This window comes from Microcystis sp. LE19-8.1F, assembly GCF_027531715.1.
Lineage (GTDB): Bacteria > Cyanobacteriota > Cyanobacteriia > Cyanobacteriales > Microcystaceae > Microcystis > Microcystis wesenbergii_A.
The window spans coordinates 14,869-30,068 of sequence record NZ_JAPZSO010000128.1 but is presented as its reverse complement, the minus strand read 5'-3'; the positions used below and the strand labels follow the sequence as shown (position 1 = coordinate 30,068).

General features: G+C 44.4%; 15 protein-coding genes and 1 pseudogene. 13 read left to right on the top strand and 3 right to left on the bottom strand.

What is annotated here, in order from left to right; all coding sequences use genetic code 11:
- The first annotated feature begins 31 nt into the window (after window positions 1–31).
- The 4 genes from O9334_RS12610 (at window position 32) to O9334_RS12595 (ending at window position 3,682) form a co-directional block, all read left to right on the top strand.
- A complete protein-coding gene (locus tag O9334_RS12610) occupies window positions 32–631 on the top strand; it encodes an ATP-dependent Clp protease proteolytic subunit (RefSeq protein WP_045360908.1) in 600 nt (199 codons plus the stop codon).
- A gap of 356 nt (window positions 632–987) precedes the next feature.
- Entirely contained in the window at window positions 988–1,623 is a 636-nt protein-coding gene (locus O9334_RS12605) for a discoidin domain-containing protein (RefSeq protein WP_288000417.1), read from the top strand.
- A 345-nt stretch (window positions 1,624–1,968) separates the two neighbouring features.
- Window positions 1,969–2,373 (top strand): DUF1622 domain-containing protein, encoded by a 405-nt coding sequence (locus O9334_RS12600; RefSeq protein ID WP_288000416.1) that lies wholly within the window; start codon window positions 1,969–1,971, stop codon window positions 2,371–2,373.
- Window positions 2,374–2,731: 358 nt separating this feature from the next.
- Complete coding sequence (locus O9334_RS12595) at window positions 2,732–3,682, top strand: NAD-dependent epimerase/dehydratase family protein (RefSeq protein WP_045360904.1); 951 nt, start codon at window positions 2,732–2,734, stop codon at window positions 3,680–3,682.
- Between the two features lie 264 nt (window positions 3,683–3,946).
- Here O9334_RS12595 and O9334_RS12590 read toward each other — a convergent pair whose 3' ends face one another.
- Window positions 3,947–4,888: a DUF1517 domain-containing protein gene (locus O9334_RS12590; RefSeq protein ID WP_045360902.1), complete on the bottom strand. Its 942-nt coding sequence runs from the start codon at window positions 4,886–4,888 to the stop codon at window positions 3,947–3,949.
- Between the two features lie 181 nt (window positions 4,889–5,069).
- Between O9334_RS12590 and O9334_RS12585 the strand changes: the two genes are divergently transcribed.
- Complete coding sequence (locus O9334_RS12585; protein WP_045360919.1) at window positions 5,070–6,329, top strand: phosphopantothenoylcysteine decarboxylase domain-containing protein; 1,260 nt, start codon at window positions 5,070–5,072, stop codon at window positions 6,327–6,329.
- 43 nt (window positions 6,330–6,372) lie between these two features.
- A complete protein-coding gene (locus O9334_RS12580; protein WP_008199024.1) occupies window positions 6,373–6,672 on the top strand; it encodes a 2Fe-2S iron-sulfur cluster-binding protein in 300 nt (99 codons plus the stop codon).
- A gap of 63 nt (window positions 6,673–6,735) precedes the next feature.
- On the opposite strand, the gene psbQ is transcribed toward O9334_RS12580, so the two are convergent.
- Both psbQ and O9334_RS12570 read right to left on the bottom strand, forming a co-directional pair.
- Window positions 6,736–7,176 (bottom strand): photosystem II protein PsbQ, encoded by a 441-nt coding sequence (gene psbQ / locus O9334_RS12575; protein ID WP_045360899.1) that lies wholly within the window; start codon window positions 7,174–7,176, stop codon window positions 6,736–6,738.
- Between the two features lie 239 nt (window positions 7,177–7,415).
- Window positions 7,416–8,546, bottom strand: a complete 1,131-nt coding sequence (locus O9334_RS12570; protein ID WP_288000415.1) for an FAD-dependent oxidoreductase — start codon at window positions 8,544–8,546, stop codon at window positions 7,416–7,418.
- 219 nt (window positions 8,547–8,765) lie between these two features.
- Here O9334_RS12570 and phaA point away from each other — a divergent pair, with 219 nt between their 5' ends.
- The 7 genes and pseudogenes from phaA to chlP all read left to right on the top strand — a co-directional run bounded on the left by phaA (window position 8,766) and on the right by chlP (window position 15,076).
- On the top strand, window positions 8,766–9,956 hold the full coding sequence (phaA, locus tag O9334_RS12565; protein WP_288000414.1) for an acetyl-CoA acetyltransferase PhaA: 1,191 nt from the start codon (window positions 8,766–8,768) through the stop codon (window positions 9,954–9,956).
- Window positions 9,957–9,968: 12 nt separating this feature from the next.
- On the top strand, window positions 9,969–10,685 hold the full coding sequence (gene phaB, locus O9334_RS12560; RefSeq protein WP_045360892.1) for an acetoacetyl-CoA reductase PhaB: 717 nt from the start codon (window positions 9,969–9,971) through the stop codon (window positions 10,683–10,685).
- A gap of 104 nt (window positions 10,686–10,789) precedes the next feature.
- On the top strand, window positions 10,790–11,065 hold the full coding sequence (locus O9334_RS12555) for a BrnT family toxin (RefSeq protein WP_045360890.1): 276 nt from the start codon (window positions 10,790–10,792) through the stop codon (window positions 11,063–11,065).
- The gene (locus O9334_RS12550) at window positions 11,049–11,261 is read left to right on the top strand and encodes a hypothetical protein (protein WP_002784823.1); all 213 of its coding nucleotides are present in this window, start codon (window positions 11,049–11,051) and stop codon (window positions 11,259–11,261) included. The genes O9334_RS12555 and O9334_RS12550 overlap by 17 nt, the downstream gene beginning before the upstream one ends.
- A 79-nt stretch (window positions 11,262–11,340) precedes the next feature.
- Window positions 11,341–12,335, top strand: a pseudogene (gene phaE / locus O9334_RS12545) (class III poly(R)-hydroxyalkanoic acid synthase subunit PhaE).
- A gap of 180 nt (window positions 12,336–12,515) precedes the next feature.
- A complete protein-coding gene (locus O9334_RS12540) occupies window positions 12,516–13,610 on the top strand; it encodes a class III poly(R)-hydroxyalkanoic acid synthase subunit PhaC (RefSeq protein ID WP_002772718.1) in 1,095 nt (364 codons plus the stop codon).
- Window positions 13,611–13,858: 248 nt separating this feature from the next.
- Window positions 13,859–15,076, top strand: a complete 1,218-nt coding sequence (gene chlP, locus O9334_RS12535; protein ID WP_045360886.1) for a geranylgeranyl reductase — start codon at window positions 13,859–13,861, stop codon at window positions 15,074–15,076.
- The last annotated feature ends 124 nt before the right edge of the window (window positions 15,077–15,200 follow it).

The window sequence follows — 15,200 nt, the reverse complement described above, 5'->3', positions numbered from 1 at the left end:
TATTACAAATTAGCAGGAGTTGTTACCAATTATGCCTATCGGTGTGCCAAAAGTTCCCTACCGTCTGCCTGGTAGCCAATACGAACAGTGGATTAGCATTTACAGCCGTCTTTCGGTGGAACGCATTCTTTTTCTGGGGCAGGAAGTCACCGACGGGTTAGCCAATGCCCTTGTGGCCCAAATGCTTTATCTCGACTCGGAAGACCCCAGTAAACCCATCTATCTCTATATCAACTCGCCGGGGGGTTCCGTTACCGCCGGTATGGCCATCTACGACACCATGCAGTACATCAAAGCGGAAGTGGTGACTATCTGTGTGGGATTAGCGGCCTCTATGGGGGCATTTTTACTGGCTTCCGGTAGTCCGGGTAAGCGTCTCGCCCTTCCCCATGCGCGGATTATGATTCACCAACCCATGGGGGGAACTGGGCGCCGGCAAGCGACAGATATCGACATTGAAGCTAAGGAAATCCTGCGTATTCGCCAGCAATTAAACGAAATTATGGCTAATCGCACCGGACAAACCATCGAACGCATCGAAAAAGACACTGATCGCGATTATTTCCTCTCCGCCGAGGAAGCCGTCGCCTACGGTTTAATCGATAAAGTGGTCGAGGGAAAACCGGCTTAAGTCAGCCATAGGTTAGAACAGGCGAGAAACCTGTTCTAACTGCCAAATCAAGGGCTGACGCTATGGTTCCCTACCAATCAAAGCAGCTGCAATGTAGGGGCGCAACGTGGTCAGTGAGTTTATCGAACTGCTTGCGCCCATAATGTGACATTGTGAACATTTTTCAGCCAAGAGCCAAGAGAGGCTCTTTTTTTTCTGATATTGAGGGAATAAACCTGACTTCTTGACCATAAAAACGCCCAAAAAACTGTATCAAAAATAGCAGAAATTGGCAAAAAAAAAAAAATAAGATGCGCAAAGATGTTTTACATCTATTTAACTTTACTTAACTTAACTTTACAAAAGGAAGCCTGCCAATGAGAGTCGCCATCGCACCGATTGTTTTATCCACTGCCAGTTTAGGCTTAATGTTAGGTGTGGCACAAAAAGCCCAAGCCGCTCTGATTACAGGAGTCACTGCCTCAACGGATATGGGTAATGTTAGTTCTTCTGTCACCAATACCGTCAATGGCGCAGGGTTGCCCAGTAATATACCAAGTCTGACGGGACTTCATGCTGTGGCGGATGGTACTAATGCTTGGCTGGGAAGTACGGCCACTGGTAATATCACTTTTGATCTCAAGGGCAGCTATAGCCTCGCTGGTTTTAGCTTCTGGAACTATAACCGGACAAATTTCAATCGAGGAATTAAAGACGTGACTGTTCAATCCTCCACCAATGGCACGACTTGGACTACTATAGCGGGGGCTCCTACTCAGTTTGCTATCGCAGCTAACGCCGCTATAAATCCACAGACGTTCAGCTTTTCTCCAGTTACTGCGTCTTTTGTCCGGTTTGTTGTTGCTAGTAACTGGCAGACGGGTACTCCTACTAATACCGGCTTCTCTGAGGTTCAATTTAATGGAACTCCCATTCCCGTCCCTGAACCTTCTTCCTTACTTGCCCTGTTAGCCTTTGGTTTAGCGGGTGTTGGTTTAAGAAAAAGAATTTAATCTTGAGATGGTAGGTTGGTTTATAAGCTGTTCGTAATTTAAATTGCCTGTTGAGATGAGGCACTCTTGCACTCTTGCAAGAGGCAACCTACGCCCTGCCCCCCCGATGTCGGGGGGGTTGGGGGGGTGGGGGTTGGGGGGCAAGGGGAGGTGGGGGAGATTCGGCTAATCATAAGAATAAGCGATTTAAATACGTCTTAACTTAGGATTCGTGGCAAGAGACCAACCTACTTATTCAAAGCAATCAAAATCGTTGTCAACTGTTGCCGTGGGCGCTAAGAGCGGGTTAGTGGCTTTTCTAGGGATTCTCTGGCGAGTTTCGGTGCTTGGACAATCAGGGAAGAAATGGAATTTTTAGCAACTTTAGAAACAGGCTTGATCTCTGCCGTGGCAATCATCAAGTTTTGCCTAGAAAGTATTTCGATCGCTTGTGTGGTGATCGGATTAATTAAAACCCTACAATTAGCTTGGCAGTCTAATCGTCACCGTCGCAGTCTTCCCCCTTTTTCCTTCAATCAAATTCGCATTCGTTTCGGTACTTGGCTATCTTTAGCCCTAGAGTTTCAGTTAGGTGGAGACATCGTGGCTACTACCGTCACACCTACTATAGAAGCCTTGGCACAACTCGCCCTCATCGCTATTATCCGAACTTTCCTCAACTATTTCCTCAGTAAAGAATTGGAAACGGAATTGGCCCGAGAAAAAGAGCAATCGCAGTTAGCAGCCAGGTACAATCTTAGAGATTTTTAATGACAAAAAAAGGTGAGTTGACAATCACCTGACACTAACCCCTTATACTAAATCTGGTTATTAAAAACTGATTATTTATTCAGCCTTTTGCCTTTTGCATGAGTGCCTTTTGCCTGTCCTCAGAAGTAGCCTATACTCAACGGATTTAGTATCAGATGGGAAATAGAGGGCTGATGGTGGAGGGGAAAAGGGAATCGATCGAGAGCCATGATCGGGATAAAACTGGTAAAATTCGCCTATTTTCAATAAATCTCTTGATTTTGACCCCTAAAAGCTGACGGCGGACGGCGGAGATTGATTGCGGCAAAAAGCGCAAAAATGATTACAATCGATCCAAAATATCAACGACTAGGATTAAATGGCTACTCATATTGTTACTGGTGTCGCGGGTTTTATCGGTTCTAACTTGGCAGAAAAGCTTTTAGAACAAGGAGATCAGGTGATCGGCATCGATCAATTTAACGATTATTACGACCCCAGTTTAAAGCGCAAAAATGCCCATATTCTAGCAAAATATCCCGAATTTAAGTTAATTGAAGCGGATATACAAGCCCTTGACTGGCGACAACTGTTGCAAGGAGTAGAAGTATTATTTCATCAGGCAGCCCAAGCGGGAGTCAGAGCAAGCTGGGGTGATGGATTTCGTCAATATACCGAAAGGAATATAAATGCCACTCAAATTATTCTTGAGGCCGCTAAGGAAACCCCGTCTTTACAACGGATGGTTTTTGCTTCCACTTCCTCGGTGTATGGCAATGCGGAAACGATGCCGACTCCCGAAACCCTTTGTCCCCAACCGGTTTCACCCTACGGTATCACCAAATTAGCGGCTGAAAGACTCTGTTGGCTATATCACCAGAATTTTAACGTTCCCGTCACTGCCTTGCGTTATTTCACCGTTTATGGACCGCGGCAACGTCCCGATATGGCTTTCCATAAGTTTTTTCAAGCAGCGATCGCAGGTAAAGCTATCGGCATCTACGGGGATGGCAAACAAACCCGGGATTTTACCTTTATTAGCGATGCTGTAGCCGCTAATTTAGCCGCTGCCGTAGTCCCGGAAGCGGTGGGTGAGGTGTTTAATATTGGTGGTGGTAGTCGCGTGGTATTGTTGGATGTCTTGGATACCATGGCAAAAGTCATCGGTAAACCTATCGAGCGATCGCATCAAGGACTCGCCCGGGGAGATGCCCGTCACACCGCCGCCGATGTCACCAAAGCCCGTACTATTCTAGGTTATAACCCCCAAGTTTCTTTAGCCGAAGGATTAGCCCAAGAATGGCAGTGGATTCAGGAATTATATTGTTAACGGGGGCAATATCCTTAATAATCAAAAAATCTCCCTGTCAAAGGGAGATTTTGGGCAATATCTAGGGCTGGCTGAATAAATCTAAAAACCTTGTTGGGTAAGACTTTTAGACTTTTTGGAAGACTCCCTCAAAATCGGTAAAACCCTACACCCCACACCCCACCCCCCCCTGCCACCCCGATGTCGGGGGGGTTGGGGGGGCCACACCCTACCCCCACGAAAAAATTTTTCAGCAAACCCTATCTAGGGTTATCCCCCGACAAATTACACCAATTTCAGATCGGGATAATTGGCGAGAATGTCATCTTGACTGAGAATATCACCCTCGCTTTGGGGAGTCCAAATCACTTCTACTGCTAAAAGTCGATCGCCTCCCATACTACCAATTTGTTGCAGGGCCTGTTTCAAGTCTTGGGAATCATTAATTTTGGCTAGGGAAAATTTACCAACAATGCCGGCTAAAATAGTCACCAAAATATAGCCTTCCGGTGCGTTTTTGGCTAATTCTCCAGCCGATTCGGGTAAAATATTTTCTGTAGAACCTTGACGCAGTTGATTATTGTAATTAGTTAAGGTTTCCGCCGTTAGTTTACCGCGTTCGTTGAGGGACCACTGATTAAACTTCGCTTCTGCACTGCTGAGGCTGGTTTGCTGGCAATCGACGTTACCATAAACCCAGTATTCCGGATGACGTAACAGGGCGAGGGCGGATTCTTGTAAGACATCAACGCGCCCCTCGGAGGTGCTAGTATCCACAGTTAGGGCGATTTGATTTAATTCTTGTTGCAGATAACGGGCATTAGCCAACAAACCCACCTGTACTTTAGCCACGGAGACGGTTTCATAACCGGATTCTATCGTCATACCATTCTCATCACTGCCGCCACCATTACGGAAAGCATTAACGAGGAAATTGGCAATAGCAAAAAAGATTAACAGAGAAATTAAGCCACCGCCACCACCACCCCAAAAGAAGGGTAAGAGGAAGGGAAAACCAATACCTCCACCGTAACCGGGGGAACTGTAACCACCACCTCTAGAAGGGCTAATACTGCGACTAGGGGCGCGAAAACTACCGCCCCCCATTCTACCCCCCGATGCCGCCAAAGCACTGGGAATAGAACCGAAAATCAGCGTTGTCACTAATCCTAGAACTAATAGCGGCTTGGCAAGCGCTCGAACTTTAGTTAAAATTTTGTCAATCATAAGAACACCGAAGCAACCCTTTATTTACTAGGATAACGAGTTTCTCGGTCAGGGATAAACAAATCCCCAATAGGGATAACCGAATCAGTTATCAGTGATCAGTTATCAGTGATCAGATTTGAGTTTTCAGTTCACTGTTTACTGTTTACTGATCACTGACAAAACCCCCACCCCCAAATTTATGACTTGGAATTTCTCCTCTCCCACGGATTCGCCCTTATGCGATCGCGAAGTACCCTTAGAAAGTCATCATCTCTGGGGTAAACGTATTGCTTTACTGGTAACGGGAGGGATTGCGGCCATGAAAGCGCCGCTAATTGCCCGATCTTTGCGGAAATTCGGGGCTACAGTCGTGGCTTTTGTCTCGGAAGAAGCTTTAAGATACGTCACTAGGGAAGCTTTGGAATGGAGTACGCTTAATCCCGTAGTTAGTCAATTAACGGCAAAAGCAGAACATTTAAGCGATCAATCTCCCTTTGATCTTTATTTAGTCGCCCCCGCTACCTATAACACGATTAATAAGTTTCGTTACGGAATCGCTGACGGAGTGATCACTTCATGCTTGGCCTCGGCCTTGGGACGACAGGAAAAGGGAAAAACTAAAATTCTGCTTGTCCCCACCATGCACGGCAGTTTACATAATGCTATTCTGACTGAATCTTTGCAAACTCTCGATCGCTGGGGAGTAGAGATTATGCCACCCCGGGATGATTACGGTAAGCACAATCTCCCCGGAGAAAAAGAGATTACCGTGGCAGCCTGTGGGATTCTCAGTAATTCTGTCCTGAAAAATATGCCGATTTTAGTCACTGGTGGACCCACACCCGTGATTATCGATAATATTCGTCGTTTAACCAATCGTTTTACTGGACAATTAGGAGTCGCTATTGCAGAAGAATTATACCTGCGCGGGGCAAAGGTGCAATTAATCCACGGACGCGGCAGCTATACACCCCCCGCTTATTTACCCCACGAAATTATTGAAACTTATGACGAGTATCTAGGGAAGGTGATGGGAGAATTAGAGAGTAAAAATTATAAATTTGGCATTTTCTCGGCAGCAGTGGCAGATTATCGCTTAGAAAGCCCTTTTTATGGTAAGATTCCCAGTGGTGGGCAGTTAAATCTTAATTTTGTGCCGACGGAAAAAGTGATTGACAAGGTGAGAGAAAATTTTCCCGATTTAGGGATGGTGACTTTCAAGTATCAGGAGGGAGTCAGTCAGGAAGAGTTACTGGAAATCGCCCGTAAACGCCTAGAAAAGGGCTATCAGGCCGTTATTGCTAATAGGGGTGAGGAAAAGGGCGATCAAGGGGAACAGGTGGCTTATTTGGTCACAAAAGCGGCACTGGGGAAATTTATCGGTAAAAAAGCGATCGCTATTGGCATCGCCGAATATTTAGAAGAGCGAGCCAAAAATGTTACAATCAAAAAAATTTAATATTTTTTAATATTAATTTGCAAAAATTTAGGGTAACACAGTCATGGGTAACATCAACTTCGTCAAAGAGAATAAGATTGTTGTAGCGGCAGATGGGGCGAATTTACGAGAGAAAGCAATCCAGAATGGCGTTGATATCTACACTTTTGGCGGTAAATTGATGAATTGTGGCGGTTACGGTCAGTGTGGTACTTGTATAGTGGCAATTGTCGAGGGTATGGAAAATCTCTCGGCCAAAACCGACTTTGAACAGCGCTGTCTGAAGAAAAAACCCGAAAATTATCGTTTAGCCTGTCAAACCATCGTTAATGGCCCTATTAGCGTCCAAACTAAACCAAAATAGCATTTATCGGTTTTTAGCCGTCAGCCCGATCGGTGATCACCGATCACCGATCACTAATACAAACTAACTAGGAACAATATTTAAGAAAGCATCGAAGTCTTTTAATGCTTCTTGGAATTGATTAGCAGCGAGACTAGCATCTTTCTCCTTGGCTGCCGCATCGATACGTTCAAAGTGAACGAAAAGATTTTTCGCTAACTGCTTGGCTTTTTCTTGGTCTTTGGGCAGTAAATTACGGGATAATCCTACCATTTCCTGACGCAATTGCCCCAAAGGACCGTGGATATAGGTGCGAGTATCTACCCAATTTTTGTCAGCGATGAGGTCTTGCAAAACGCTCATTTTTTCGCGAAATCCTTCTATGGGTTGGATGTAAACCTGTAACTGTTCGATTTTTTGCGGACTGTAAACGGTGGGGATAGTTGCTTGGGGACCACTGCAACTAACCAGCAGGGTAGTAACTAGGACTAAAACTAGGGAAATAATCGAGCGAAGACGTGGCATTGGTTTATATGTACTATTTAACAAACTATTGACGTTCTCTCCCGATAACCAGTCAAGCTATCGGGACGATTTTTACTTTATCAGGTTGTGGGATTCCCAAATCAGATTTTACTCCCAACGGCCTTGACAGTAACTCGGTGTTATTGGACGATAATCAGCAATTTTGCCTCTGATCCCCCCTTAATCCCCCCTTGATAAGGGGGGTGTCTGATAATTTTTAACACCTACCTACTTATTGATTAGAGCTTAAACTGTTTCATAAAAGCTCGATCAATCCGATCTTTCCATAACCATAATAACGGCGATTGCCATGCGAAACCGCCCCAAGATGCGATCGCTTGTTGGTCTCCTGTCCCGATTAAACTCAGATAATTTTTCTGGGGAAAATAGGGTTTTAGGGGCTGATTTTGCAGAATTCTTGCTAAATTATCGAACAGGGGTTTTCCTTGTCGGACGGCAAAAACTCCCGCTTTCGGACGGGGATAATCTGGAATCGTGGCAATATCTCCCACGGCAAAAATATGGGGATGGGAAAGAGATTGCAGATAATTATTCACTAAAATAAACCCTTTTTCATCTGTCAGTAATCCTGACGCTTTAATCCAACTAGGGGCCGAGGCAGTCGTTACCCAAATTGTATAATCCGTGGGTAAAACTAACCCCGATGAACAGATAATCTGATCTGCTTGCACTGCCGTCACATCCGTTGATAAATATAATCTAATTCCCCTTTGTTGACAAATATTCTCTAAACGTTGACCGACCCAATTATTATGGGCCGGTAGTAGTTTTTTTCCTCGATGAATTAGAGATAAATTCAAATTACTGCTAGAGTTGAGAATTTTGGCCAAACGGGACTGCATATTTAAAGCTAATTCAACTCCGCCTGCACCACCACCAACAATGACGATATTGAGAGGATTATTAGGGTTACTAACCGCTTTTTTGAGGATTTCTTGCCATCCTTCCCGAAAAATCGGCACCGGTTTGGCGGGAATAGCGTACTCTTTAGCACCGATAAAATGATCTACTGCCGGGATGCTGCCGATATCGATCGAGAGATAATCAAAGGGAATCGGTGAAGAATTATGACAAATTACTTGACATTTTTCCGTATCTATGAAATTAGCCTTGTCTAAACAGAATTGCGCTTGAGAATACCTAGCTAGAGAAGGTAAATCGATATGAGTCTCAGCAAAATCATAAAAACCGGCGATGTGGCCGGGTAACATTCCCGAATAGGGGGTATGGGTGACATCGCTAATTAAAGTTAATTGAACGTTTTTTAGGGGTGATTGCCCCCAAAGACGAAGAGCGATCGCATGACTATGGCCACCACCGATAAAAACCAAGCGCTTGACTAAATCCATAAAAAAAGGGGATTGCTGCCGGAAAAGTTAAATTCTAATGAATATATCTTCTGACACAGAAATTCTGTTGCAAGATCGAGGGTAGATAGACAAAAACTCAAGACATCGGGGCCAGGAACTTTTAACCAATGACAGTCAATTGGGATTTTGATCTTTTCGGACTCGATATTCTTAAGTAAATTCTATCTAGTATCTTCGCTTCCCAATAGAGAGAAGTCTATGCAAGAAGTTTATATCGTGGCCGCTGTCCGGACTCCAATTGGTCGTTTTGGTGGGGGATTAATGGGATTATCCCCGGCCGATTTAGGGGCAACAGTGATGAAATCCGCCCTAGAAATCGCTAATTTGCCCCCAGAAGCCCTAGATTTGTACATTTTCGGCAATGTTTTGGGATCGGGTCATGGTCAGTTAATCCCCCGACAAGCGGCGATTAAAGCGGGAATTCCCGTAAGCGTGGACGGATATCGGGTGGATATGGTTTGTTCTTCGGGAATGATTGCCGTTAGTAACGCTGCCACCTCAATTCGCGCTGGCGAAGCGGATCTCGTCCTCGCCGGTGGCATCGAATCCATGTCCCAAACTGGCTTTTTTCTCTCCCATCGGGCCCGGTGGGGTTATAAATTCCTTATGGGTGCGCCGGAACAATTAACCGACCTATTACTGCACGATGGCTTAACCGATGCTACCACGACTGAGGGCATGGGTTCCCAAGTTGATCGCCTCTGTCTCGATCGCGGGGTTTCTCGGCAAGCATTAGACGAAATTGCCGCCTTATCTCACCAAAGAGCGGCCACAGCCACAGAAAAAGGCTGGTTTAATGGTGAAATCGTGCCAATTGAACTTAAATCTAAGAAAGGTTCCACAATTATCGCTCAAGATGAGGGTATTCGTGCCGATAGTACCCCAGAAGGGTTAGGAAAACTGCGGCCGGCTTTTAATCCGTCGGGAGTTTTAACCGCAGGGAATAGTAGTCAGATTTCCGATGGGGCCGCCGCTATCCTTTTAGCCAGTCAAAAAGCGGTGGATCAGTACGGTTTAAAACCAATTGCCAAAATCCTTGGCGGCGCTGTGGGTGCTGGAAAAACCGATCGCTTCCCAGAATTCCCCGTCCTAGCGGTGAAAAAATTACTGGCATCTCTAGATAAAACGATCGAAGATTTCGATTTAGTGGAAAATAACGAAGCTTTTGCCTTAAATAATCTGCTTTTTGAGATGGATCTGGGGTTAGCGAGGGAAAAACAAAACGTTCACGGTGGTGCGATCGCATTGGGTCATCCCATCGGTGCTTCCGGATCGCGGATTCTGGTGACGTTAATTAATGCGTTGAAAGTACAGGATAAAACCCTCGGTATGGGGGCCATCTGTCATGGGACCGGTGGCGGAACAGCGATCGCAATTGAAAGAGTTTAGGAGGAAAAAGCTATGGTATCTCTGGGACTAGAGGAGAAAGTTATCGTCGTTACGGGCGGAAATCGAGGCATTGGGGCGGCTATTGTCTCTCTTTTGATAGATTTGGGGGCCAAGGTGGCCTACACGGATTTAGCCACGGATAATCCCCAGGGTTTAGGCATTGTGGCCGACGTGACTAAGTTGGAATCTATGGAAGCGGCAGCTAAACAAATTGAAGCGGAATTGGGACCGGTTTACGGTATCGTCGCTAACGCGGGGATTACCAGAGATAACTTTTTCCCTAAATTAACGCCGCTAGATTGGGATTTAGTGATTAATGTCAACCTAAAAGGGGTTAATCACACGATTAAACCGTTTATTGAGGGAATGTACGAACGACAAGCGGGATCGATCGTTTGTATTAGTTCTATTTCCGGTGATCGCGGTAATGCCGGCCAAACTAATTACGCAGCCACAAAAGCGGCAGTTATCGGTTTAGTCAAATCCTTAGCGCGAGAAGCTGCCCGTTATAATATTCGCGCCAATGCGATTGCGCCGGGGTTTATTAACACCGAAATGACTTTAGCGATTCCCGATAAAGTTCGCGATAAAATCACCGCCGAAATTCCCTGTCGTCGCTTCGGTGAACCCGCAGATATCGCCTGGGCAACTGCTTATTTACTCTCTCCTGTTGCCAGCAGTTATGTCTCTGGAGAAGTCCTCAGAGTTAATGGGGCCCATCACACCTAATCAGTTATCAGTTATCAGTGGGTAAGTTATCAGTTATCTAATTCAAAGATGGAGAATGTGTTTGTTATTGTCCCTGCTAAGTTGCTTGATAGTAGCATAAATCTATGAAATTTCAATGGGATCAAGACAAGGCAAATAACAACATCACAAAACATAGTATATCTTTTGAAGAAGCAGTGACCGTATTTGGGGATCCATTGGCCGTGACGATTTTAGATCCCGATCATTCAGTGGGTGAGTTTCGTTTTCTGACGATAGGACAGTCAAAATCACAAAAGCTGTTAGTCATATCTCATACAGAAAGAGAAAATGAGATTCGCTTAATTAGCGGCCGTTTAGCTAGTAAACAGGAGAGAAAAAATTATGAATCAGGAGTCTGAAGAAACGGTTAATGACGAGATGCGAACTGAATATGACTTTTCTGGTGGTATTCGTGGCAAATATTATCAAGCTTATCGACAGGCTAGTAATGTGATAATTCTCGATCCCGATGTGGCGGAAATTTTTCAAGATTCAGCCTCAGTCAATGAAGCGTTAAGATTACTAGCAAAAATTGCCAAGTCTGGAAAAATATGACTTATCAGTTATCAGTTATCGGGTGTAGGGTGGGTTAGTAAACTAGCGAAATCAGCGTTAAAGGAAAAGGGCAAAAATAATGGATAAACCGACACAAGCTTGGAGTGAAATGGCCGCCGATTACGTCAATCTTTGGACAGAAACCGGGGCAAAAATGTGGTCAAGTTGGTTTGATATGATGGGGGCGATACCGACTCCTATGGGCAATATTAAACCAGAATTGCAAGAGGCAACCCAGCGCTATTTTGATAATCGGGATTTATTGATCAAATTCCTAAAATTATCGATGGAAGCTTGGGAAAGTATCTTCCCAAAAATGCAAACAGGAGAAGACTGGCAAACAATTTTAAATAATTATACCCAACAGATGCGCGGTCAACTGAATAGTTTTACTACTACCACTTCCCAAAGTAGTCAAGATGTCAGTCAACTATGGACAATTTACCTGCAACAATTGCAAAGTATCAATCATTTATGGTTCGATCCTTTCGTCCTGTCAAATGACACAATAACCAAAGCTTGGTTAGGTAATACTTCTTCCTTGATCGAACTCAATAATATCTATTGGCAGAAGTTTTATGATGAAACTTTTGGCCAATGGTTACAGATGCCTTTATTGGGATTGCCGCGAGAATTTAACCGCAAATTACTCGATAGTTTTGAAACTTGGCGCATTCTTTATCAAGCTAGTATTAACTATCAAATTGTGCTGGCTGATATTCAAGTTAAATCCTTTGAAGCTTTAACTAAAAAATTAGTTTTCCTAGCAGAAAAAGGTCAACCTGTCAAGAATTGGCGAGAATTTCAAGATGTGTGGAGTGTCGTCGCTGATGATATTTTTGAAAAGGCTTTTTGTCAACCAGAAAACCTAAAAGTCAGGGGAAAATTTATTAATTCCCTCAATGATTATCGCCTCAAACAGCAGGATTTAATGGAAGTTTACCTGCGATCAATGAATCTGCCTACCCGCAGCGAAGTCGATGAAATTCATCGGACTATCTATGAATTACGCAAAGAGGTAAAAAGTCTCAAAAAAGCTTTAGGAGAAAAAAAGCAGTAGAAAGTAACAATTAGTTAATTGTGCTTGACAATCAGTTATCAGTTATCAGTTATCAGTTATCAGTTATCGGATTGCAGTTTTCAGTATATAGTGTTAGGTGAAAACTTCGGAACTTTCTTTTCACTGATTACTGTTTACTGTTCACTGCTCACTGAAAAATCCCCACTTCCCCAATTCTTTAGGAGAATTAAATTATGTGGCCATTTTTGACGCAAGTGAAACTGGAAGACTTTACCCAAGATTATCTAGAATTAACTCAAAAAAATCTCAAAGGTTTGGACAATCTCAAACGAGTTAAAGAAGAAGATATTCAGTGTGGAGTCTCGGAAAAAGAAGCAGTTTATCGGGAAGATAAAATCATTCTCTACCACTTTAAACCCGTGGTCGAAAAACCCTTCGAGATACCCTTGCTGATGGTTTATGCTTTGGTCAATCGTCCCTACATGGTAGATTTACAGGAAGGGCGTTCTTTAGTGGCCAATCTGCTGAAATTAGGCTTAGATATCTACTTAATTGATTGGGGATATCCCACCAGAAGCGATCGCTGGTTAACCCTTGATGATTATATCAATGGTTATGTGGATAATTGCGTCGATTTTATTCGTCAAAGTCACCATCTCGACAAAATTAATCTGTTAGGAATCTGTCAGGGGGGAACCTTTAGTTTATGCTATAGTTCCCTCTATCCCGATAAGATAAAAAATCTGGTGACAATGGTGACACCGGTGGACTTTTATCAAACCGAGACCCTCTTAAATATGCGCGGGGGGTGTTCCCTAGGATCCGAAGCATTAGACATCGATTTAATGGTAGATACCATGGGCAATATCCCGGGAGATTTTCTCAACTTAGAGTTTCTGGAATTAAAACCTTTACAGTTAGGTTATCAGAAATACCTCGATTTTCCTGACATCATGGAAGACGAATCAAAATTAGTTAATTTTCTGCGTATGGAAAAATGGATTTTTGATAGTCCTGACCAAGCGGGAGAATCCTACCGACAGTTTCTCAAGGATTTCTATCAGCAAAATAAACTGATTAAAGGGGAAGTGATGTTAGGAGATAAACGGGTAGATTTACATAATCTGACCATGCCAATTCTCAATCTTTATGCGGATAAAGATCACCTTGTCCCTCCCGCTTCTTCCCTCGCTTTAGGGAATTATATCGGTACTTCTGACTATACCGCTTGTGCTTTCCCGGTCGGACATATCGGAATGTATGTCAGTGGCAAAGTGCAACGGGATTTACCCCCCGCTATTAGCGATTGGTTGAAAGCAAGAGCTTAACAATCCTAGAAAATATCCCCTTTTCCCCGTTTGGGAGAGGGGTTTAGCACTTTTTTTCTCTACGGGTGTAACACAATACAACACATCGATAAAAAAAATCTACGGGCAGTAAAATAAACTTTTGTAACAGAGGATGTTAAGCACTGTTGCAAGATCGGGCAGAATCGGAGAATCCCGTTTCTTTCGGCTAAACCCCTGTGGTACACTGCAAAGCGTACTCGCTCGTAAGTATGTAGGAGAAAACCTGAGTGTTAAGAGTCGCTGTTGTGGGTTCAGGGCCGGCCGGTTCTTCGGCGGCAGAAACATTAGCTAAAGCAGGCATTGAAACCTATTTATTTGAACGCAAATTAGATAACGCTAAACCCTGTGGTGGAGCGATTCCTCTCTGTATGGTGAGCGAATTTGACCTACCTCCTGAAATTATTGATCGCCGGGTGAGAAAAATGAAAATGATCTCCCCCTCTAACGTCGAAGTCGATATTAATCTCGATAATCAAGACGAGTATATCGGAATGTGTCGTCGGGAAGTCCTCGACGGTTTTATGAGAGAACGCGCCCATAAATTAGGAGCGCATTTAATCAACGGAACCGTTTACGGTCTCGACATTCCCACCAATAGCACCGATCCCTATACCCTACACTACGCCGATCACTCCCACGGCAATTCCCAAGGGGAAATGAAATCTCTGAAGGTGGATGTGGTTATCGGCGCCGACGGTGCTAATTCCCGCATTGCTAAAGCTATTGATGCTGGGGATTACAACTATGCGATCGCTTTCCAAGAACGCATCCGTCTCCCCCAAGATAAAATGGCCTACTACGAAGATCTGGCCGAAATGTATGTAGGAAAAGACGTATCCCCCGACTTCTACGCTTGGGTATTCCCCAAATACGATCACGTCGCCGTCGGTACCGGCACAATGAAGGTCAATAAAGCCATGATTAAAGACCTACAAGCTGGTATTCGCGCTCGCGCAGCCCGTCGTCTGGAAGGGGGCGAAATCATCCGCGTGGAGGCTCACCCCATCCCCGAACATCCCCGTCCTCGTCGTGTAGTTGGTCGCGTGGCGCTGGTGGGAGATGCTGCGGGAACAGTTACCAAGTCTTCGGGAGAAGGCATCTATTTCGCCGCTAAATCAGCGCGGATGTGTGCTGAAACCATTGTCGAAGTCACTAACGGCGGCCAAAGTATTCCCACAGAGGACGAATTGAAACTCTACCTCAAGCGTTGGGACAAGAAATACGGTATGACCTATCTGGTATTAGATATTCTGCAACGGGTTTTCTACCGTACCGATGCCACCCGGGAAGCTTTTGTGGAAATGTGTTCCGATAAGGATGTACAGAAGATGACTTTTGACAGTTATCTCTATAAAACCGTTGTTCCCGCTAATCCTCTCGTACAGATGAAGATTACTGCTAAAACCATCGGTTCTCTCCTGCGCGGTAACGCTTTAGCTCCTTAAAATCAATTGATAACCAGAAAACCCAATCTCCCCATCGCGGTGGTTGGGTTTTCTTTTGGGTTGTTTCATCTCCTGTCTTCTCTAATACTAAATCTGGTTATTAAAAACTGATTATTTATTCTCC

Coding starts and splice junctions, on each gene's coding strand:
- O9334_RS12610 (WP_045360908.1), top strand. CDS start 32: ATGCCTATCGGTGTGCCAAAAGTTCCCTACCGTCTGCCTGGTAGCCAA.
- O9334_RS12605 (WP_288000417.1), top strand. CDS start 988: ATGAGAGTCGCCATCGCACCGATTGTTTTATCCACTGCCAGTTTAGGC.
- O9334_RS12600 (WP_288000416.1), top strand. CDS start 1,969: ATGGAATTTTTAGCAACTTTAGAAACAGGCTTGATCTCTGCCGTGGCA.
- O9334_RS12595 (WP_045360904.1), top strand. CDS start 2,732: ATGGCTACTCATATTGTTACTGGTGTCGCGGGTTTTATCGGTTCTAAC.
- O9334_RS12590 (WP_045360902.1), bottom strand. CDS start 4,888: ATGATTGACAAAATTTTAACTAAAGTTCGAGCGCTTGCCAAGCCGCTA.
- O9334_RS12585 (WP_045360919.1), top strand. CDS start 5,070: ATGACTTGGAATTTCTCCTCTCCCACGGATTCGCCCTTATGCGATCGC.
- O9334_RS12580 (WP_008199024.1), top strand. CDS start 6,373: ATGGGTAACATCAACTTCGTCAAAGAGAATAAGATTGTTGTAGCGGCA.
- psbQ (WP_045360899.1), bottom strand. CDS start 7,176: ATGCCACGTCTTCGCTCGATTATTTCCCTAGTTTTAGTCCTAGTTACT.
- O9334_RS12570 (WP_288000415.1), bottom strand. CDS start 8,546: ATGGATTTAGTCAAGCGCTTGGTTTTTATCGGTGGTGGCCATAGTCAT.
- phaA (WP_288000414.1), top strand. CDS start 8,766: ATGCAAGAAGTTTATATCGTGGCCGCTGTCCGGACTCCAATTGGTCGT.
- phaB (WP_045360892.1), top strand. CDS start 9,969: ATGGTATCTCTGGGACTAGAGGAGAAAGTTATCGTCGTTACGGGCGGA.
- O9334_RS12555 (WP_045360890.1), top strand. CDS start 10,790: ATGAAATTTCAATGGGATCAAGACAAGGCAAATAACAACATCACAAAA.
- O9334_RS12550 (WP_002784823.1), top strand. CDS start 11,049: ATGAATCAGGAGTCTGAAGAAACGGTTAATGACGAGATGCGAACTGAA.
- O9334_RS12540 (WP_002772718.1), top strand. CDS start 12,516: ATGTGGCCATTTTTGACGCAAGTGAAACTGGAAGACTTTACCCAAGAT.